Annotated in this window: 15 protein-coding genes; 1 reads left to right on the forward strand and 14 read right to left on the reverse strand. The window is 62.9% G+C overall.

Annotated elements, in window-relative coordinates; genetic code table 11:
* Positions 1–43: 43 nt before the first annotated feature.
* The 8 genes from EJ067_RS27110 to EJ067_RS27145 form a co-directional block, all read right to left on the reverse strand.
* Positions 44–1,375, reverse strand: coding sequence for an FAD-binding oxidoreductase (locus tag EJ067_RS27110; RefSeq protein WP_126088231.1), 1,332 nt, complete (start codon positions 1,373–1,375; stop codon positions 44–46).
* Positions 1,372–2,889, reverse strand: coding sequence for an aldehyde dehydrogenase (locus EJ067_RS27115; RefSeq protein WP_126088232.1), 1,518 nt, complete (start codon positions 2,887–2,889; stop codon positions 1,372–1,374). The genes EJ067_RS27110 and EJ067_RS27115 overlap by 4 nt, the downstream gene beginning before the upstream one ends.
* Positions 2,874–3,794 (reverse strand): dihydrodipicolinate synthase family protein, encoded by a 921-nt coding sequence (locus tag EJ067_RS27120; RefSeq protein ID WP_126088233.1) that lies wholly within the window; start codon positions 3,792–3,794, stop codon positions 2,874–2,876. The genes EJ067_RS27115 and EJ067_RS27120 overlap by 16 nt, the downstream gene beginning before the upstream one ends.
* A 106-nt stretch (positions 3,795–3,900) precedes the next feature.
* On the reverse strand, positions 3,901–4,941 hold the full coding sequence (locus EJ067_RS27125; RefSeq protein WP_126088234.1) for a glycine betaine/L-proline ABC transporter ATP-binding protein: 1,041 nt from the start codon (positions 4,939–4,941) through the stop codon (positions 3,901–3,903).
* Positions 4,934–5,821, reverse strand: a complete 888-nt coding sequence (locus EJ067_RS27130; RefSeq protein WP_126088235.1) for a proline/glycine betaine ABC transporter permease — start codon at positions 5,819–5,821, stop codon at positions 4,934–4,936. Before EJ067_RS27130 ends, EJ067_RS27125 begins: the two co-directional genes overlap by 8 nt.
* A gap of 149 nt (positions 5,822–5,970) precedes the next feature.
* A complete protein-coding gene (locus EJ067_RS27135) occupies positions 5,971–6,963 on the reverse strand; it encodes a glycine betaine ABC transporter substrate-binding protein (RefSeq protein ID WP_126088236.1) in 993 nt (330 codons plus the stop codon).
* Positions 6,964–7,130: 167 nt separating this feature from the next.
* A complete protein-coding gene (locus EJ067_RS27140) occupies positions 7,131–8,018 on the reverse strand; it encodes a dihydrodipicolinate synthase family protein (protein ID WP_126088237.1) in 888 nt (295 codons plus the stop codon).
* Between the two features lie 428 nt (positions 8,019–8,446).
* Positions 8,447–9,133 (reverse strand): GntR family transcriptional regulator, encoded by a 687-nt coding sequence (locus EJ067_RS27145; RefSeq protein WP_126088238.1) that lies wholly within the window; start codon positions 9,131–9,133, stop codon positions 8,447–8,449.
* Positions 9,134–9,329: 196 nt separating this feature from the next.
* Between EJ067_RS27145 and EJ067_RS27150 the strand changes: the two genes are divergently transcribed.
* The gene (locus tag EJ067_RS27150) at positions 9,330–10,307 is read left to right on the forward strand and encodes a GlxA family transcriptional regulator (RefSeq protein WP_126088239.1); all 978 of its coding nucleotides are present in this window, start codon (positions 9,330–9,332) and stop codon (positions 10,305–10,307) included.
* A gap of 659 nt (positions 10,308–10,966) precedes the next feature.
* Here EJ067_RS27150 and EJ067_RS27155 read toward each other — a convergent pair.
* From EJ067_RS27155 to EJ067_RS27180, 6 genes are all read right to left on the reverse strand, one after another.
* Positions 10,967–12,802, reverse strand: coding sequence for a patatin-like phospholipase family protein (locus EJ067_RS27155; protein ID WP_189510126.1), 1,836 nt, complete (start codon positions 12,800–12,802; stop codon positions 10,967–10,969).
* A gap of 456 nt (positions 12,803–13,258) precedes the next feature.
* Positions 13,259–14,071, reverse strand: coding sequence for an NAD(P)-dependent oxidoreductase (locus EJ067_RS27160; protein ID WP_126088241.1), 813 nt, complete (start codon positions 14,069–14,071; stop codon positions 13,259–13,261).
* A gap of 3 nt (positions 14,072–14,074) precedes the next feature.
* The gene (locus EJ067_RS27165; protein WP_126088242.1) at positions 14,075–15,277 is read right to left on the reverse strand and encodes a pyridoxal phosphate-dependent aminotransferase; all 1,203 of its coding nucleotides are present in this window, start codon (positions 15,275–15,277) and stop codon (positions 14,075–14,077) included.
* Positions 15,274–16,908 carry a hydantoinase B/oxoprolinase family protein gene (locus EJ067_RS27170; protein WP_126088243.1) on the reverse strand — a complete coding sequence of 545 codons (1,635 nt, stop codon included), beginning with the start codon at positions 16,906–16,908 and terminating at the stop codon, positions 15,274–15,276. Before EJ067_RS27170 ends, EJ067_RS27165 begins: the two co-directional genes overlap by 4 nt.
* A complete protein-coding gene (locus EJ067_RS27175; protein ID WP_126088244.1) occupies positions 16,905–19,001 on the reverse strand; it encodes a hydantoinase/oxoprolinase family protein in 2,097 nt (698 codons plus the stop codon). The genes EJ067_RS27170 and EJ067_RS27175 overlap by 4 nt, the downstream gene beginning before the upstream one ends.
* On the reverse strand, positions 18,998–20,668 hold the full coding sequence (locus EJ067_RS27180) for a thiamine pyrophosphate-binding protein (RefSeq protein WP_126088245.1): 1,671 nt from the start codon (positions 20,666–20,668) through the stop codon (positions 18,998–19,000). The genes EJ067_RS27175 and EJ067_RS27180 overlap by 4 nt, the downstream gene beginning before the upstream one ends.
* Positions 20,669–20,760: the final 92 nt, after the last annotated feature.

Raw genomic sequence — 20,760 nt, forward strand, 5'->3', positions numbered from 1 at the left:
GCCTGGGGTAGGGATCATTGTGGTGGCTGTGCGCGGCCAGGACTCATCCCTCGCGGCCGGCGCGCCATTCCTGCCAACGGATCACGGTGTTCACGCCGAGCCACGCCAACGGCTCGGGAGGAAGCCTCGCGGGCTGTGGCTGATCCGAGAATGTGTTGAGCATGTCCGAGCGGGTGCCGGTTGCGAGATCGACGGCCATGATGCCGGCGAGCGTGCTCTTGACGGTCCCAAGACCGTTCTCGCAGCATGCCGAATAGAGGCCCTCTTCGATCTCGCCGAAGGCCGGAACATGGTTGCGGCTGAGGCAGAGCCGTCCGGCCCAGACATATTCGAACGGAACGTCCTTGAGGTCCGGGAACCTGGCGTCCAGGGATGCCCGCTGCTCGGCGGCGATGCCGGCTAGTCGTTTCTCGCTCACCTGAACGGGCCAGTCGTAGGTGAACCGCGTCCTGATGACGATGCGCGAAGACCCGTCGGCGGAGATCTTCCTGACCGTTGCGCCCATCGGGTCGGCCGGCAGCAAGGCCCACAGGTCGCTGCCAGTCGACTTCGATGTGAAGGGGGCGGTCATCGACGCATAGGTGAAGATGTGCATCAGACGGCCGCGGAAATAGCCAAAGTCGTCGATGTGGCCATTGACGCCGAGGACCACCTTTGGAGCGGCAACTGTCCCATTGCGCGAGCTTGCCTTCCAGGTCTTACCCACCTGTTCGAGTTTGAGCACCGGCGAGCGCTCGAACATGTCGACTTTGGAGACCAGCCCCGCAGCGAACCCCCGGATATAGTCGGCGGGCTGGATCATCACCGTGCCCGGCGTATAGAGGCCGCCCAGGTAGTAAGACGAGCCGGTCAACTCCCGCATCCCGGCGGCATCGATGAAGCGGTGTTGTTCACCGATGGCCTTGAGAGAGTGACCATAGTTGGCATTGAGCGTCATGCCGCGCTCTGTCGCTGCGGCATTGATCTTGCCCGACGGATCGAAGGTGCGTGCGGACATGCCGTACTCCGCCGCGGCGTCGGCAGCGAAAGAGATCGCGGAACGGTTCTGCGCGATCTCTGTCCTGGTTTCGGCTTCACCGGCGACGGAGTATTCGCCCGACGACAGATTGTGCGGCACATCGATCATGTAGCCCGAGTTCCGGCCAGCCGGACCCTTGGCGATTTCTCCGGCTTCCAAGAGGACGATCTTGTCTCCGGGTCGAAGCTGGGCGAGGCGTCGCGCTGCCGAAAGGCCGGCGAAGCCGCCACCGATGATCAGCCAGTCGGCGGAGGTGTCGCCATCAAGCGTGCGGACCAGGAAGCTGCGTTTGCTGATCGCCTCCCAGCCCGAGGTTCCGGATTCCGCCGGAAGGCGCTTGACGACGAGGTCGCTCATCTGACCGTCTCGTCGACCGAGCGATCCGAGACGTCGATCCAGACCGTCTTCAATTCGCAGTAGTTGTCGTGCGCGAAGACCGATTTGTCGCGCCCGCCGAAGCCGGACTCTTTGTAGCCGCCGAACGGAGTGGTCGCGTCGCCTTCGCCGAAGCAGTTGACGGTGACGACGCCGGCGCGGATTTCACGCGAAAGCTTGATCGCCTTGCGCAGGCTCCCCGTATAGACCGACGCGGTCAGGCCGTAGTTGGTGTCGTTGGCGAGCGCGATGGCCTCGGCCATCGAATTGAATGTCGTGACCGAAAGGACCGGCCCGAAGATCTCTTCCTGGAACAGGCGGCTCGAAGGCGCAACACCGTCAAAGACGGCCGGTTCGACATAGATGCCTTTTTGCGTGCCGCCGCCATGGGCGAGAGCGAGCTTTTCGGTTTTTGCATCGGCGAGAAAGGATTTCACCTTGTCGAAATGGCTCTTGCTGACGAGCGCGCCGATGCGGTTTTCCGGGTCGAGCGGGTCGCCGGTCTTCCACTCGCGCATATAGGCGCCGATCCGCTGCAGCAATTCGTCCTTGATGCTGGCCTGGACAATAAGACGCGAGGTGGCCGAGCAGTTCTCGCCCATGTTCCAGAACGCGCCGTTGACAACCTGCTCGGCGACCAGATCGAGATCCTCGGCATCGTCGAGGACCACCGCCGGGTTCTTGCCGCCGCATTCCAGCACGACGCGCTTGAGATTGGAATCGGCCGCATAGCGCAGGAAGCGGCGGCCAGTCGGCGTCGATCCGGTGAACGCCACCATGTCGACGCCCATATGCAGGCCGATCGGCTCGCCGACCTCCTTGCCGCCGCCCGGCACCACATTCAAGACACCAGCCGGGATGCCGGCCTCGTGAGCGAGCTCGGCGACCCGAAGCGTGGTGAGAGTGGTTTCCTGGGCGGGCTTGACGATGACCGAGCATCCCGCCGCCAGCGCAGGGCCGATCTTCCAGGCCAGCATCAGGAGCGGAAAGTTCCACGGCAGGACGCAGCCGACGACGCCGACCGGCTCGCGCACCACCATGGTCAGCGCCTTCGAGCCGACAGGCGCCGTGTTGTCGTAGAGCTTGTCGATGAGTTCGGCGTGCCAGCGGATGGTATGGATTGTGTCCGGCACGTCAACGGTCTGGCATTCGCGGATCGGCTTGCCGCTGTCGAGGCTCTCCATGACCGCAAGCTCGTGGCGGTTGCGCTCCAGGAGCTTGGCGAACTTCAGCAGCACGGCCTTGCGCTCGCCGGGGGCGAGGTGCTGCCAGCGGCCGTCGTCGAAGGCTTCCCTGGCCTTGGCCACGGCGAAATCAACATCCGTTGAATCGCATGCCGCGATCTCGGCAAGCACTTCGCCCGTCGCCGGATTGGTCGTCTTGAATGTCTTGCCGGAATGCGCCGGACGGAATGCCCCGTCAACAAAGGCGTTGGTCGGGAACTGAATCTCCGCGGCGAGTGCCTTGTATTCGGCGGCGGTCAAAGGCTCATGCATTGGTTTGCTCCCGACGTGATCTGGGCGACCGTGCGCTTCAAGGTGGCGACGACGGTCTGAAGGGTTCGCTTTTCTTCTGAATTGAGAGGGCGCAGCGGCGCCCGCACGCCGCCTGCCTTGAGGCCGATCAGCTCGCATCCATGCTTGATCGACTGGACGAACTTTCCACATTCGAGGAAGCCCATCAGCGGCAGCATCGCGCTCATGATGGCGCGGCCCTTGTCGAAGTTCTTCTCGAGCACGCAGGCCTCGTAGAGCGCGACGTGCTCGCGCGGCAGGAAGTTCGAGCCGGCGCAGACCCAGCTCCTGGCGCCCCAGGCGAAGAATTCCAGCGCCTGGTCGTCCCAGCCGCAGGAGAGCGAGATGTGCGGGAACTTACGGGCAAGCCTGTGCAGGTTGCCCATGTCGCCGGAACTCTCCTTGATGGCGATGACGTTCCGCGACTTGCCGACTCGGGAGAAATACTCCTCGCCCATCATCACGCCCATGCGGGCAGGGTAGTTGTAGAGCATGATCGGCAGGTTCGCGGCGCGGTCGACGGTGAGCGCGTGAACCGCATTCTCGCGCTCGGTCGGCAGGGCGTATGGCGGCGAGGAGACGAGGATAGCGTCGGCGCCGATCTCTTTCGCAGCCTTGGCGTATTCGACTGAATCTTCCGTTCTGATGGCGCCCGTGCCGATGATCAGCGGAATGCGCGTGCCGATCACCTTCTTGGCGAAGGCACCGAGATCGAAGCGCTCCTGGGCGCTCTGGGCATAATATTCACCGGTCGATCCGCCGACGATGATGCCGTGCACCTTGGCTTCGATGAGCGACTCCAGAACGTCGGCGAAAGCGGCGTTGTCGATCCGCCCGTCGGGGCCGAGCGGCGTGATCGCCGGTGTATAGATGCCTTCGAATTTCAAGACAGTTCTCCGTTGATGGAGTGGTTTCGATCGATACGCTGTTCGACCGAACAGGGCGTTTTGCAAACTCTCGCGTCATCGCTTTCCGAGAACGGAATTGCGTACCTCACGCGGCTGACCCGGATGACAGAGCCGCCGTGATCTGCCGCAGCGAAATCAGTCCGAGCGGCTGGCCGCCGTCGCCGGTGACATAGGCCGAGTCAAAATTGGAGTTCGTCAGTTCCTTGGCGGCGGTCTCGAGCGTCAAGCCGGACTTCAGACTCGGCAGCGATCTGCCGTCAGATTGCGGCGGGGGTTCCATGACGGCATCGACCTTGATGAAGCGGCCGCGATTGACGTCCTTGACGAACCGCTCGATGTAATCATCGGCAGGACGCAGAAGGATATCCTGGCTGTTGCCCTGCTGGATGATCGAGCCGTCGCGCATGATGACGATCTGGTCGCCGAGCCGCAGCGCCTCGTCGAGATCGTGGGTGATGAAGACGATGGTCTTCTTCAACTCGGTCTGCAATTCGAGAAGCATGGTCTGCATGTCGGTCCGGATCAGCGGATCGAGAGCCGAGTAGGCCTCGTCCATCAAGAGGATCGAGGCATTGTTGCTCAGCGCGCGCGCCAGCCCGACGCGCTGTTGCATGCCGCCGGACAGTTCGTTCGGATAGCGCGTCTCAAAGCCGGAAAGGCCGACGCGATCGATCCAGCGCATGGCCGTATCGCGGCTCTTGGCCGCTTCGACGCCGCGCACCTCCAGCCCGAATGTGACGTTGTCGATGACGGTCCGGTGCGGCAAGAGGCCAAACCGCTGGAACACCATCGCCGTGTGGTTGCGGCGGAATTCCCGCAGCTCCAGCTCCGACATTTCCAAAACGTCGCGACCGTCGATCATGATCGAGCCGGATGTCGGCTCGATGAGGCGGTTGATGTGCCGGATCAGCGTCGACTTGCCCGAGCCCGACAGACCCATGACGACCTGGATCTTGCCGGCCGGCATGGAGATGTTGATGTTGTTCAAACCCAGGATTTGCCCGTGCGCCTTTGACAATTCGGCCTTGGTCATGCCGCCGCGGACCGCCTCGACATATTTCTCCGGCGACTTGCCGAATATCTTGTAGAGGTCGCGGATTTCGATCGATGCGTTGTTGCTAGTCATGTGCTGCACCCCGGTGCTTCTGCAGGCGGTGGCCATAGGCCTGGCTGATGCGGTCGAAGATGATCGCGATGCCGACGATGGCAAAACCGTTGAAGATGCCTTGCGTGAAATACTGATTGGCGATGGCCTGCAGGACGTTGAGGCCGAGCCCCTGCACGCCGATCATCGAGGCGATGACCACCATGCCGAGCGCCATCATGATCGTCTGGTTGATGCCGGCCATGATTGTCGGCATGGCGAGCGGGATCTGCACTTTCCAGAGCTTTTGCGAGCGCGAGCAGCCATAGGCGTCGGCGGCCTCCAGGACCTCCTTGTCGACCAGGCGGATGCCGAGGTCGGTGAGGCGGATGATAGGCGGGATGGCGTAGATCACCACCGCGATGAACCCCGGCACCCGGCCGATGCCGAGCAGCATGACGACCGGAATGAGATAGACGAAGGGCGGCATCGTCTGCATGACGTCGAGCACCGTCTGCATGACCCCGCCGACGCGCTTGTAGCGGTTCATCAGGATGCCGAGCGGGATGCCGATGGCGATGGCGAAGAGGGTCGAGGTGAAGACAAGCGAAATCGTCTTCATCGCATCTTGCCACAGGCCAAGGAGACCGATGGCGATGAGGGTTCCGACGACCGCTGCGACCACCGCCCAGCGCCGTGCCGCAAACCAGGCGATGACCGCAATTGCGATCACGACCAGCGGCCAAGGCGCGTTCGAGATGGTGTTTTCGAAGAAGATGAGAACGCGCTGCAGCGGATAGAAGAAATCCTCGATCGATTGACCGTGGCCGCGCGTCAGCGCTTTGAGCGCGCCGTCGATGGCCCGCTTGACCGCGAGCAGGAACTCAGGATCGAGTTGAGGGAATTTGAAAAGCCAATCCATTTCACAATGCCCTATCGTGAGTGCGCCATTTGGCTGCACATTGCCGGCCATGGGCCGAGAGCAGGGAATACAGGCTACGCCGGCAGACCGAGCCGCCTGGTGGAGGCCTTGAGTGCCCTCAAAGCCCCCACTTGCCCGGTAGCCGGATTTTAGAGCGCGGCCTTGACCTTTTCGGCGACGTCAGCCGGAACCCACTTGGTCCAGACGTCCGGCATCTTCTTGATGAACCACTTCGCGCCGTCCTCGCCGTTGGCCTGGTTGTCGGTCATCCACAGCATCACCTTGCCGACTTCGGCCTGGGTCCAGCTGCGCTTGGCGAGATAGTCCTTGACCGGCCCAACGTCGTCACGGGCCAGGAACTTGCTGCTGGCCAGCGTCACCATTTCAGCCGGCTTCCAGTAGTTCGGCTTCGGATCGGGGCAGTCCTGCTTCGACGTGCAGCGCGCCCACTCGGCGTCGTCGTGAGCCATTTCGAGGCGCACCATCGGATATTTCACCAGGAGCGATGTCGGCGCCCAATATTGGGCGAGAAGTCCCTGCTTCTGTTCATAGGCCTTGGAGATAACGCCATCGAGCGCTGCCGCCGAGCCGGTCGGGACCAGCGTGAAGCCCTTCTTGTCACCGTCGATGGCCTTGTAGAGCTGCGCCGTCACGACCGTGTCGCCCCAGCCCTGGGGCCCCTGGATAACACCGCCTTTCGAGGGGTCTTCCGGAGCCGGAAACAGTTCCGGATGCTTCATGGCGTCGTCGACGGTCTTGATATCAGGATGCGCATCCGCGACATATTTGGGAATGTACCAGCCGGAAACCTGTCCGTCGCTGATAGCCGTCCCGATCTGGCTGATCCGCCCCTCGGCGGCGCCCTTCTTATAGACGTCGCCAAGCAGGCTTGGCGTCGATTCCGACGAAATGTCCGGCTGGCCCTTCTCGATCATCGCGGTGATCGTCGGTACGGTGTCGCCCGCAACGGTCGTGGCGTTGCAGCCATAGCCGTTCTTCAGGATGAATTGGTCGACATTGGACATGGCCTCGGCCGACTGCCAGCTGAAGACCGCCAATGTAACGTCGCCGCAGGCCGCCTGCGCGGCACCGGCGCTCAGCAGAGCCCCGAGGGCAACGGCGGGAAATAGGATTTTTCTCATTGTGTTCTCCTCATTTTACGCGTGGCTGTCTGACAGACCGGCACCGAACCCACGCTGTCCGGCGAAACTGCTTCGGATACGAGGCATCACTCCTTGCCCTCCCTCCATTCGCAAACCGGACCTTGGGAGACGGCAGCTTGCGAAGACTTTGGCCGTCCGGCTCACCATCAGGCGGCCTCGCGCTCGACGAGGGTTCCGAGCGCCTGTCGCAGAGCCGCTATTCTGTCGGCGGGCAGCGCGCGCAAAGGCTTGCGGGGGCTTCCAGCGCCATAGCCGATCAACTCGGCCGCGGCATAGACCGACTGCACGTAGTCGCCCCCCCAAAGGAGGGACATGACCGGCTCGAGCGACGCCCAGATCTCACGCACTTCAGCCCAATTTTTTGCGGCCGCCGCGTCGACCAGAGCCAAAGCCGTCTTGGGCGCAAAATTCGCACCGCCCCATATGAGGCCGCTGCATCCTGCGTAGAGCGCGTAGGCCGCCAGATGGTCCGCGCCATTCATGACCGGAAGGCCGGTGGGAATGAGCGATGCCTGCTTGCCGAGATCGCCGCCGCTATCCTTGACCGTGCAGAAGCCGGGAATTGCGCACAATTCCCTCAGCAGCGATGGTGTGATTGCAACGCCCACTGCCTGGGGCACATTGTAGCCAATGATCGGCAGTCCGCCTTTTGCGGCCTCGGCGTAGAAGTCGATTATGCCCTGGTCATCCGTCGGGCCTTCGAAGAAGGGCGGCAGCACCATGACTCCATGGGCGCCGCAATCCTTGGCGTGGCGTGTCCGCTCGACAACGTCGTCGGCGAGCAGCGCGGAGGTCTGAACGATGATCTTCGCGCGCCCGTTGATGATCTTGGCGCCTCTCTCGACCAGAGACCTCGACTCGTCCGCCGACAGGTAGACGTGCATGCCCGTTCCGGAACTCAGAACGAAGCCCCTGATGCCGGCTGCGATATAGCGCTCGATGTTTTGCTCAAGCCTGCCGAAATCGATGCGGCCCTGCGCGTCGAAGGGCGTGGTGATCGCCAGAGTCAGGCCTGAGAAAGCGAAATCGGACAGGACAATTCTCCATCGATGGAGGAGCCGTTTTCAATCGACGCGTCTTTCGGCCACAGAAAAGCCTCTGCGAACTCTCCTGCGAGAATCCTCAGCGCCCGAAACCGGTCGATCGCTTTAATGGCGCGCAAAATCGCATACCGGCGTGCCGGAGTCAACGAATTGTATTATTTGCGTACACAATTTTTATAATTGGATAACACACTGCTGCCTGAAGAACGTGAGCCGGCGCGTCGTTCGGGCCGAAAACACGACAAAAGCTGTCGCCGGCAAAGCCTCAGCGCGAGCAGAAAGAGCCGCTTGCGCCTGAGCGCCGTGAGAAACCAGTGCCGAAAAGGGGGAGGCGGTCGCAAGGCCGTACCGGCCAGCGGGGCAGATGAACAACCGCGGGGGCAGAGTAAATGGTCGATCTTAATGGAATGCCGATGCCGTCAGGATTCGCCGACCAGGGCATCCGCCTTCAAGCCTTGGGGCGCGATGAACATTTCCATCGTCTCGCGCGACAGTTCCCAATGCTCGAACACCAGGTCGACGACGGCGTCTTCATCGTGACCGCTAATGGCCGAGATGAAGCCGTCATGGTGTTCGACGGCGATCCCCAAACGCCGACGCATGTCATCATTGCGGGGGCGAAAGAAGGTGTGGCCGATACGGGCGTGATCGATCAGCAACCTGCCGAGGCTCGGCTGAAGGTAGGCGTTGCCAGACATCTCGCCGATGATCTCATGAAATCTGTTGTTCTCGACCACCATGGAAAGTGCGTCGCCGGACTTGCTCGCGGCGCGGAAACGCTCCTGCGTGTCCTTCAGGTCCGACATCTGCGAAGGTTTGAAGTTCTGGACCGCCAACCGGCCGATGGCGGCGTAGACCATGGGAGCGACCAGGAAGAACTGTCGAAGAGTCGAGTGGTTCATCGGAACGACCCGGGCGCCCCTGTTCGCACGAATCTCGATGTAGCCTTCGCCCTCCAGTCGGCGGAAGATTTCCCTGACCGGCGTGCGCGACAGGCCATAACGCTCGCTCAGCGCCACCTCATCCAGATCCTCGTCAGGATCGAGTTCCATGGTCAGGATGCGACGCTTCAGATCGTCGTAGAGATTGCCCTTGCTTCCCTTCATGGCGCACCTTCGGAATGATTCTAACGTCCGCTCACTGCTGCTACTGTTGTAACGGTCTCATGGGCTCGCGGGTGAGCCAACAGATTGTATTTTCTTGGTACACAATATATAGGCGGATGATCGATAGCTCGCCAGAGGGAAAGGCATTTTCGTCTCGATGAGCTTTGGATAACGCAAGGGATGGTCCCGAAAACGAATGGCCAAGAAGTTTGCGTTTCTGCTGGTCCGCGATTTCACCCTGTCGCCGCTTTCGCTCTTCATCGATACGCTGCGCCTGGCGGGCGATGAAGGCGACCGCAGCCGCAGGGTGGAATTCGACTGGCAGATCGTCGGCGAGCGCGGCCTGCCGATTCGCGCGAGCTGTGGCGTCGAACTGCTGCCGACGAAGGCGATAAGCAATCCGGAGGATTTCGACAACATCGTTGTGGTCGGTGGACTGCTCGACACGAACCGCAATCTCAGTTCGGAAAAGGAGGCATTCCTTTTGCGGGCCGTCGAGAAGGGTGTGCCCATAACCGCACTTTGCACGGGAAGCTTCGTGCTCGCGCGCTATGGCTTGCTGGACGGCTACAGCGCTGCCGTCAGCTGGTTCCACATCAAGGACTTTCGCGCCGAGTTTCCCGAGGTGAACGCGCATGCCGACAGCCTGTTTTCCGTCGACCGCGGCCGCGCGACATGCGCCGGAGGCACAGGTGCTGCCGACCTCGCCGGCTATTTCGTGTCGCAATTCATCGGCCAGAAGGCGGCGGAAAAAGCCGCCAAGATCCTGGTGCTGGATCGGATCCGCAACGTCAGGGACGTGCAGCCCGTCGGCGACCTGTTTCCCGAGGCCGCGAGCCGCGCGGTGAAGCGGGCCTTGCTGCTGATGGAAAGCAATCTCCAGGAGAAGGTGTCGGTCACCGAGATCGCAAGCCGCCTGAATTGCTCGCGGCGCCAGCTTGAGCGCCTTTTCGCGACCGAACTGGGCACCAGCCCAATGGCCGCCTATCTGGCACTGCGGGTGCATTATGCAAAGTCGCTGCTGGAAGGGAGCGACCTGCAAATAGGGGACATCGCCTACAGATGCGGCTTTGAAAATGCCGGGCATTTCAGCCGGGTGTTCCGCCAGCATGTGGGCATCACGCCGACGCATCTTAGGCATCCCAACCGCTTGGCTGGTCAAGCCGCGAAATGATGCTTGCGCAAACAGCGCGAGGCGAGCGCGGCGTCCTTCGAGCAATTCGGATCCTTCAACAGACAATTTAAGGGTGATCCATTGAAACCATCAGCATTCCGTCGCGGCCCATTGGGGTAAAGCGCAACTGGATTCATGGACATATGAGTCACGACCGACGAACCTTCCGGCAATCAGTACCGTCGCTGCATGGGTTGATCCCAGCACGCACTCCCAAGGGCCACGTGTTGGGTGCCATGGGATGCTGTACCGGACGCAGTACCGCAGTGCACTTGCGAAAGGGAGAGCGGGGGCAGGATGAGAAAGCTCGCCGACAGTACAGCTTAAACTCTGCGGTAGCTTAATCCTAACCGCAGCCGGGCTGAGCGTTACGTCGAGGCGCCGAGCATCTCCGGCCTGCCGGAGTGATCGTCGCGGTTGCAAAGATGCCGTCTCCTTGCGCGTCACGTCCGGCCAGGCGACGTCCCGTGATCCCGCGCCGCTTCTGATAGTTCTCTGGCCGGCTTGTCCGAGGACTGAGCGCGTAGAACAGCCGGCGAGCTCTCTGTTGGGTTCGCATCGAAGTTCCGGTTTCCACCCTGACGAACCTGCCTCCCTTGCCGTGCATTGCTCATCGCCGCACTTTTGATGTTCGGGCTGCCGGTACGCGCTGTGATGCGCTAAGTATGTCCGTTACCGAGCACCGCCCGGAGCCCTGGGTCGTTCTGGCGGAGACGTTCCTCGATCCATTGCGCCGTGCGGTCGTAGGCGTCCGAAAACAACTCGGAATGCCGACTCCAATCCATGAAGCCGACTGTGCCCGAAACCTGCGGACAGACCAAGACATCCTCGTCGCCGACGGCAATGTCCTGCGGCCCGTGTGCCAGCATACTCGCGGCAATAACCTGAAGCATGCTCGGAAGCTGCGGCAAGCGGGCCCGGCCGAAAGGATTCAGCAGGGCGACCGCCATTTCCGATCTGCCGGGGATGCGGTCATAGTCGATGTGGTATTTTTGCGGTCCACTGGACCCAAAGCTCACAATGACATTGGGGCCTGTCTTGAGTTCCCTCATCTGTTCCAGCGGCAAATTGTTCATGATGGCGCCGTCCACCAGCATATCGCCGTCAGCCGTAAAGAACGGCGGCAGGACACCCGGGAGCGAGCCGGATGCCCGAACGGCTTGCCAGAGTTTTCCACGCCGGTGGAGATGGGGCTGACGGCTGCTCAGATTGGTCGAAAGCGCAAAGAACGGAAGCCAAAGATCTTCGATCAGAACATCGCCGTATTCCTCCCGAAGGGCTCGATCGAAGGCTTTGTGGTCTAGAAGCGCGAAACGCGGCAAGGTGGGGCGCCGAAACGCCCGACTCTTGACAAATATGTTATGCGTGCCGCGGTCGATCTGCTCTGCGTCCAACCCTCTTGCGAAGCCGGCCATCATGGCCGCTCCGGAACTCGTCCCGCCGAGATAGTCGAAGCGCCCGCCCGCCTCGACGAAGGCCTTGTAGACGCCCAGATGGGCGCTGCCCAGGGACCCACCCCCCGCCGCCACGAAGCCACGTGCCTTGCAGGAAATAAATCGGACCAGGCGCTGGATATCAGCCCCGTCCTCCAGCGCAACATGATGATGCTGGCCGACATGGGGACGCTCATCGAGCCACGCAGAGGTGCCGGAGACCGCAGCCGAGCGATTGTCGTGAATTAGGACAAGCCGACCGGTCGATGGTGGATGGACCGATAGCGCCAATTCCTCGGACGTGTTCAAGCGAGGCGAGGAGGACGCGTTCGCTAGCAACAGGACGGTATCGGCCTGGCGAATGCAGACTCGTGTCCATTCATTAGGCTCTTCATCGGCGACGTAGACAACGAAGTCAGCTTGCGCCTCCAGTTCGTTCAACCAGTTAAGGACCGGCTGGTCGTCGATCGGACGACCTGCGAACTTCGCGTGGACGTCAAGCCGGGAAACGAACTGAGCGCGCGTGACCGCACCGAACTCTTGCTGTAGGTGCCCGATGAAAACCGGTGAGATGCGACTTCCGCCGGCTGCAATGATGGCAAGCGTTCGGATCTTGGCAGGTTTCTGGAGACGGGACAAAATCGGAGATTGCGTGGCGAACCGGCGCGCCAGAGATATTGTGACCGCCTCTCTCAGGTTCGGCAAAGCCTCGGCCGCCTTCTCGAAATGATTACGACTGATTTCAAGGACGATCGAATCGCGCGCTGCAAGGACCGTGGCCGTACGGGGCAGCCCAGCAAAGAAACCAATTTCGCCGACTAGTTCGCCCTGTGCGATCTCGGCGACCGAGCCAATCGGATCTCCTTTGTGTACCGTAAAGCGACCGGACAGCACGACGAAGAACCTGTCCGATGGATCGCCTTCGCGAACCAGGACCTCACCGCGCCTTAGGACTCGACGGTCGGACTCGGCAGCCAAAGCCTCGAGCGCCAGCAACGACGCCCGATCGAACATCAATGTCGCCGACAATAATCTCGCGGCGAGAGAATCGACGGAGGACATTTGAGCCATCCCGGGGACGCATTCGCTCCGGTGATTGTATCCCGTACCGCTCGTGTTTGCAGCCTCGCACGGCGCGATCCGAGCCGAACCGCAAGGCGGGACATCGGTCCCCCGACCAGCCTACTTGCAATTCTGCGGCCGACGTAGTGTCGCGCGGGGCGGAGCCCTCTCGATTGTTCGAGGTCGCTGCTTCGGTGATCAAGAGCTTATGAGACCGACGGCTTGGGACATACTCCTCTAATCTCGGTTCCTAGACGGGTTCGGGCGGCAGGAGGCCGATGCAGTCGGCGGGCTGGTTCCAATCGGAACCTGCGCGGGACTCTTCGCCCTGCAGCGCGCAGTGAGTGACGGCCGCTTTGTGCCGCATACCGGCCGTTCAGCCACACATGCGGCGGCTTGAAAGCAGACTTCTGGACGATCACGAAGTTACTGAACGTATAAGCTCAAACCTGATCGTCACGCCGGCTTGTCGTCGGGGTGCCCAAGTTCGCAGAACCAGCCGCCGAGATATTTCACCGACGGCTTGGTCGGGTCGGGAACGGGCGTCTTCGCCTCGACGGCGGCGCGGAATGGCTCTGCACTGTCATGCGCGACGAATCCCAAATGGTCCGCGCCGCTGTTGTCGACCATCTTCAGCTTGTTGTTGGAGACGCCGAACGAGATCGTGTGGCCGACGCGTGGCGCGGTCAACGATGCCTCGACCAGACGCACGCAGTCGGCGAAGGAGAGATAGGACCACAGCATGCGGCGGTCGGCGGGTTCCGGGAAGGACGAGAAGATGCGCAGGCACACGGTCTCGATGCCGAACTTGTCCCAATAGAGCCGGCTGAGGCTCTCGACGAAATTCTTCGACACCCCATAGAGGCTGTCGGGGCGCACCGGCGCGTCGACGCCGATATGCGCCTCGATCTCGTGATAGCCGATGGCATGCACGGAGGACGCATAGACGACGCGCTTCACGCCGTGTTTCCGCGCGCCTTCATAGATGTGGTAGGAGCCGCGGATGCTGGAATCGAGGATTTTTTGCCACTCACATTCGAGCGGCGCGCCGCCGAAATGCACGATCGCGTCGCAGTCCTTGGTCGCCGCGATCGTCGCCTCCATGTCGGCGAGATCGAACACCGCTTCTTCCTCGTGCGGCGCGAGATCGGAGAACGGTTCACGCCCCGCCACTCGAATTGTCTTTGCCAGCGGGACCAGCCCCTTGCGCAACACCGAGCCGAGGCGGCCGGCGGCGCCGGTGATCAGGATACGTTCGTAATGCGGCATTCTCTACTCCACTTGCGCGACGGCGGCGTTGATCCGCGCGATCGCCTCGGTCAGCACCTCTTCGCTGGTCGCGGTCGAGATGCGGAAATAGGGTGACAGTCCATAGGCGACGCCGGGCACCGACGCCACCCGGCCTTCGTTCAGAAGATAGTTTGCCACGGTCGCATCATCCTCCAGCACGGCGCCCTTGCGCGTCTTGCGGCCGATCAGGCTGGCGCAGCCGATATAGGCGTAGAAAGCGCCGTCCGGCGGCGACAGCGTCAGGTCGTTGATCTTGCGGATGCCGTCGACGACCAGGTCGCGGCGCGCCTCGAAGGCTTGGCGGAAACGCGCCACCTCGTCCTGCGGGCCGTTGAGCGCCGCGACGGTCGCTGCCTGGGCGATCGAGCACACCGACGTGCAGGACTGGCTTTGGATCGTCGACATCGCTTTGATGAGCGGCGCCGGTCCGGCCGCATAGCCGACGCGCCAGCCGGTCATGGCATAGGATTTCGACACGCCATTGACAATCAATGTCCGGTCCTTGAGCCCGGGACAGGCCTTGCCGAAGGACACGAATTCGCGTCCGTCGAAGAGAATGTGCTCGTAGATCTCGTCGGAGAGGATCAGCACCTGCGGATGCTTCGCCAGCACAGTGCCTAGTGCCTTGAGATCGGCCTCGGAATAGACCGCGCCAGACGGGTTCCCGGGCATGTTGAGGAAAAGCCACTTTGTCCTTGGCGTGATCGCTTTTTCCAGCAGCGCCGGCGTTAATCGGAAACCGGTGGTTTCCGGGCATTCGACGACGACCGGGGTGCCGCCGAGCAGCTTCACCATCTCCGGATAGGAAACGAAGTAGGGGGCCGGCAGGATCGCCTCGTCGCCGCTCTCCAGCGTCGCCATCAGCGCGTTGAAGATGATCTGCTTGGCGCCGTTGGCGACAACGATATCGTCGGCCACATAGTCGAGTCCGTTCTCGCGCCGGAACTTGCCGGCCACCGCCTCACGCACCTCAAGCGTGCCCGCCGAAGCGGTGTAGAGCGTCTGTCCCGCTTTCGCGGCGAAATGGGCGGCATCGATGATGTGAAGCGGGGTCGGGAAATCGGGCTCGCCGAGCCCGAGGTCGATCACGTCGACCCCCTTGGCGCGCAACGCCTTGGCGGCCTGCGATGCCGCCATTGAGGCCGAAGGCTTCACCACCGACAAGCGCGAGGCAAGATAACTCATCTGTCGTTCTCCGAGATGTATCCTTTGGATCGGTCGTCGGCCTGCGCGGCGGCGCTGCGCTTCAACGGATCGCCATAGCCGCCACCGCCCGGCAGTTCGAGGATCAGCCGACGCCCGGCCGGCACATGCTGCCAGCCCTTCGGTCGCATCTTCGTGCCGTCATCGAGCTTGACCACGCCGGCGATGCCGGGCTTGCCGCCATTGCGTCCCCGCGGTGGATGGTTGACGCGGTCGAACATGGCCGAGAAGTCGAACTCGTGTCCCTCGATTGCTGCGATCTCGATGATCTGCCCCAGGCCGCCGCGGAATTCGCCGTCGCCGCCTGAGTCCGGGCGCAGTTCCTTGCGCCAGATGACGATCGGCCCGGTGTGCTCCGTCGCCTCGATCGGCATCGTGTGCACGCCTGACGGAAAGGCCGTCGCCGACAAGCCGTCGAGCCCGGGGCGTGCACCCATGCCGCCGGAGTTGAACATCAGCACCTCGGCGCGGCGGCCCGAGCTGCCCGCGACCGGGCGAACCGAGATGTGGATGTTCCACAGAGCGCCTGCGCCCTCGGCGAGGATCTTGCCCGGCAAAGCCTGAGAGATCGCGCCGAGCACGAGATCGGGAACCATGTGGCCGAAGATGTGTCTCAGCGCCACCGGCGCCGGCCGCACGGCGTTCAGGATGTTGACCGGAGAGGACACGGTGAAGAAGGCAAGCGAGGCGGCGTTGTTGGGAATGTCCGGCGCCACGACGCATTTCAGCGCGTAACAGGCATAGGCCTTGCTGTAGATGATAGGGCAGTTGATGCCCCAGCGGCTCATCGGATCGGTGCCGGTGAAATCGACTTCGACATGGTCGTCGCGGACCGAAACCGTGGCCGCGAGCCTGACCGGCTCGTCGTAACCGTCGGTCACCAGCTCGTTCGACCAGCTGCCCTTGGGCAGCGCCTTGATGCGTTCGAGCATGGCGTCGCGGGTGCGCGAGAAGATGAACTCGCCGAGCCCGTCGAGCGAGGTCAGGCCGATCTCCTTCATCATGTCGACGAGGCGGCGGTGGCCGACTTCGTTGCAGGCGGCGAGCGAGTAGAAATCACCGACGACCTGGTTCGGCTCCCGGACATTGGCGCGCAGGATCCTGACCAGGTCGAGATTGATCTTGCCCTTCTCCGCGAACTTCATGATCGGAATCTGGATGCCTTCCTCATAGACCGACTTGCCGTCGGCGCCGAAACCGCGCCCGCCGACATCCACGACATGCGCCGTGCAGGCGAAGAACGCCACCAGTTTGCCGTTGAGGAACGACGGCGACACCATGGTGATGTCGTGCAGATGGCCCGTGCCCTGCCAGGGATCGTTGGTGACATAGGTGTCGCCCTCGAACATGTCCTCGCGCGGGATTTCGTTCATGAAATGCAGCACGGCCTCGGCCATGGTGTTGACGTGGCCGGGCGTGCCGGTCACGGCCTGCGCCAGCATCTGGCCGCGCGGGTCGAACACGCCGGCCGACAGATCTCCGGATTCGCGCACCGAGGTCGAGAAGGCGGTGCGCAGCAAGGTGAGCGCCTGCTCCTCGACCACCGAGATCAATCGGTTCCACATGACCTGCATGCGGATTTCGCCAATGCTGTTCGTGCCTGGGTCGCTCATGCCTGGCTGCCTTTGCGGGTCAGAAGGATTGCGCCGTCGCTCTGGATGACGGCGTCGAAGCTGGTGGTGACGACGGTCGAGGTCTCACGCTCGACGATCACTGCCGGGCCGGCCACGCGGTCGCCGGTGCAAAGTGTGTCGCGCTCGACAATGCCGTAGCTGCGCGGCGCGCCGCTGACCGGATCGAAGACCGCGCGCGTCGTCGTTGGTTGTTTGGTTTTTTTGCCGGTGGCCAGTTCATGCTTGGTGACGGCGGGCCGGACATCCGTCGCCTTGACCGACCAAGTGACGATCTCGATCTCCAACCCGTCGAGCCCTTCGATGGCGCGGCCGAAGAAGCGCTGGTAGTTCTCCTCGAACCGGTCCTTGAGCCTTGCGACCGCATCGTCGCCGAACGGCTCGTCCGCCAGCGGCACGGGAATTTCCCAGCCCTGGCCGGCATAGCGCATGAAGGCGGTGATCTCGCAGACGATCCTGCCGCTGGCGCCGCTGCGCACGAAGCCTTCGGCGGAGGCCTTGAGGTCAGCAAGCAACGCGTTGACCTCGGCCGGCTTGAACCGCGACAGGCGCGTCAGTTTCGACGCCAGCGCCTCATAGCCGAACGGCGCTTTCAGGAAGCCGATCGCCGAGCCGACACCCGCGCCCCGGGGAACGATGCACTGGTCGATGCTGAGCTTCTCGCAGAGCCTTGCGGCGTGAAGCGGGGCCGCGCCGCCGAACGCGATCATCAGATTGTCGGAAATGTTCTTGCCGCTCTCGACGGCATGGACGCGTGCCGCGTTCGCCATGTTTTCGTCCACCACCTCGCAGATGCCGAAGGCCGTCGACATGGCATCGAGCGACAGGCGCTCGCCGACGTCGCGCAGGATGGCCTGCTCGGACGCAGTGGTGTCCAGCTTGATTGCGCCGCCGGCGAAATTGTCGGGATCGAGCTTGCCGAGCGCCAGGTCGGCATCGGTGATCGCCGGGCGCTTGCCGCCGCGGCCGTAGCAGGCCGGGCCCGGTTCCGATCCGGCGCTTTCGGGCCCGGTCTGTATACGGCCCATGGCGTCGACCCAAGCGATGGAGCCGCCGCCGGCGCCGATCTCGATCATCTCGATCACCGGGATGGAGATCGACATGCCGGAGCCTTTCGAGAAGCGGTAGGTGCGCGCCACTTCGAAGGTTCTGGCCGTGCGCGGCGCATAGTCCTCGATCAGGCAGATTTTTGCGGTCGTGCCGCCCATGTCGTAGGAAACGACCTTTTCCAGGCCGAAACGCCGGGCAATATCGGCGGCGAAGATGGCGCCGCCAGCCGGGCCGGACTCGACCAACCGCACCGGGAACTCCGAAGCTGTCTCCACCGAGATCAGCCCGCCGCCCGAATGGATCATGAAGACCGGGCATTCGGCGCCCATCTCCTTCAGTCGTGTCTGCAGGCGCGCCAGATAGTCGGCCATCTGCGGGCGCACATAGGCGTTGGCGCAGACGGTGTTGAAGCGTTCGAACTCGCGCATCTGTGGCGAGACTTCCGCGCTAATCGAGATCGGAATGCCGAGCTTCGTGGAGAGGATCTCGCGGGCGCGGCGCTCGTGCTCCGCGTTGGCGTAGGCATGGATGAAGCCGATCGCCACCGAGCCGAAGCCGCCGGCGGCAATCTTGTCAGCGATCTCTTCAAGAGCGGCTTCGTCGAGCGGCTGCAACTCCTGGCCTTCGGCGCCGATGCGGCCTTTGACCGTGAAACGATCCTCGCGCGGGATGAGCGGCGTCGGCAGTTGCAGGCTGAGGTCATATTGCTCGAAGCGGTTTTCCGTCCGCATCTCGATCACGTCGCGGAACCCTTCCGTCGTGACCAGCGCGGTCTTGGCGCCGCGCCGCTCGATGAGCGCGTTGGTTGCGAGCGTCGTGCCGTGGATGATGATGCCGATTTCGGCGGGCAAGATGCCGGCATCGCGGACGACGACGGCGATGCCGTCGAGGATCGCCTGCTCGGGAGCCGCGTAGTTGGTCAGCACCTTGGTCGAGAACATCGTCCCCCTGACGTCGAGGGCGATGTCGGTGAAGGTGCCGCCGATGTCCGCGCCGAGGCGGATGTCGTCAGTTCTGGAGGTCATGCCTTGGCCTTCTGGGAAGCGAGCGCGGCGTCGCGCATCTGGGAGAGGGTCTGCCGGGGCGTGAGCGCTTCAGGCGAGACTGCGATGTCGAGGACGGCGCCTGTCCCGGACTGCAGCGCTCGCTCGAACGCCGCCGCGAAATCCTGCGTGGCTTCGACCCGCTCGGCGTGAAAACCGTAAGCCTTTGCCAGCGCCACGAAGTCAGGGTTCTCGATCGTGGTTCCCGAGACGCGGGCCGGATAGTTGCGCTCCTGATGGGCACGGATCGTGCCATAGATGCCGTTGTTGACGATCAGCACGATGGGCTGTGCGCCCGCCTGCATGGCGGTGCCGAGTTCCTGGCAATTCATCTGGAAGTCGCCGTCGCCGGCGAAGCAGACGACCGTGCGCCGAGGGTAGGCCACCTTGGCGGCGATCGCTGCCGGCAGGCCATACCCCATGGCGCCGGATTGTGGCGCGAGCAGACGGGCTTGCGGCCCGAACTTGAAAAACTTGTTCGGCCATACCGTGAAATTGCCGGCGCCGTTGGTGAGGATGACGTCGGCCGGCACGGTCTCGCGCAGCCAGGCGCTGACCGCGACCATGTCGACAGGACCGGGCTGCACGGGCGCGGCGAAGGTGCCTTCATAGGCCTTGCGCGCTGCAGCGCGCCAGTCGGCCCAGGTGCCTTTGATTGGGGTGAGCGCCTTGGCGAAGGCGTTCGGCCCGGCGTGAATGCCGACCGCCGGCACATAGATCTTGCCGATCTCGCGATCGGAACCGTGGACATGGATCAGCTTCTGGCGCGGTACGGGCACGGAAAGCAGCGTGTAGCCGTCCGTCGTCATCTCACCGAAGCGGACATTGACCGCCAGGATCACGTCGGCATCGCGGATGAGGTTCTTCACATGCGGCACCATACCGACGCCGGCCTCGCCGACGAAGACCGGCGAGTGGTTGTCGAACTGGTCCTGGTAGCGGAAGGCCGCGACGACAGGAATGTCAGAGGCTTCGGCTAAGGCCTGGAGCGCGGCACGTCCGTCCGCCGTCCAGTTGGCGCCGCCCATGAGCAGGACCGGCCGCTCGGCCGATGCCAGCAACTCGAGCACGGATGCAATCGCGTCCTGTGACGGCGCCGGCTCGAAGATTGCTGCCGGCCCGTTGAGCGGCGCGGCTTCGGTCAGGGTGGTCAGCATGTCTTCCGGCAGCGCGACAACGACGGGGCCGGGCCGTCCGGTCAGGGCCGTCGTCCAGGCCCGCGCCACGATCTCGGGGAGGCGCTCGACGTCGTCGATCTCGACCGCCCATTTGGCGACGGTTCCATAGACCGCCCGGTAGTCGATTTCCTGGAACGCCTCGCGGCCTTTCATGTCGGTTCCGACCTGGCCGACGAACAGGATCATCGGCGAACTGTCCTGCATGGCCGTATGGACGCCGATGCTGGCATTGGTCACGCCCGGGCCGCGCGTCACGAAGCAGATACCCGGCGTGCCGGTCAGCTTGCCATAAGCCGAGGCCATGAACGACGCGCCGCCCTCGTTGCGGCAGAGCACGTAATCCAACTTGCCATGGGTGTCGTGAAGCGCGTCGAGGACGGCCAGATAGCTTTCGCCGGGAACGCCGAAGCTCTTGGTCGCGCCCAGCGCAATCAGGCACTCGACAAGAAGGTGACCGCCATTGCGGACCATGCTTCGAAATCCTCTTGGAACTTGCTGCAAGCGGACCGAGCCTGCCTTTTCGGATTTATTCCTGCACTCTGGTGGATCGCGGCGAAATCAAG

Origin of the sequence: Mesorhizobium sp. M1D.F.Ca.ET.043.01.1.1 (assembly GCF_003952385.1) — a bacterium.
In the GTDB taxonomy this organism is placed as follows: Bacteria; Pseudomonadota; Alphaproteobacteria; order Rhizobiales; family Rhizobiaceae; genus Mesorhizobium.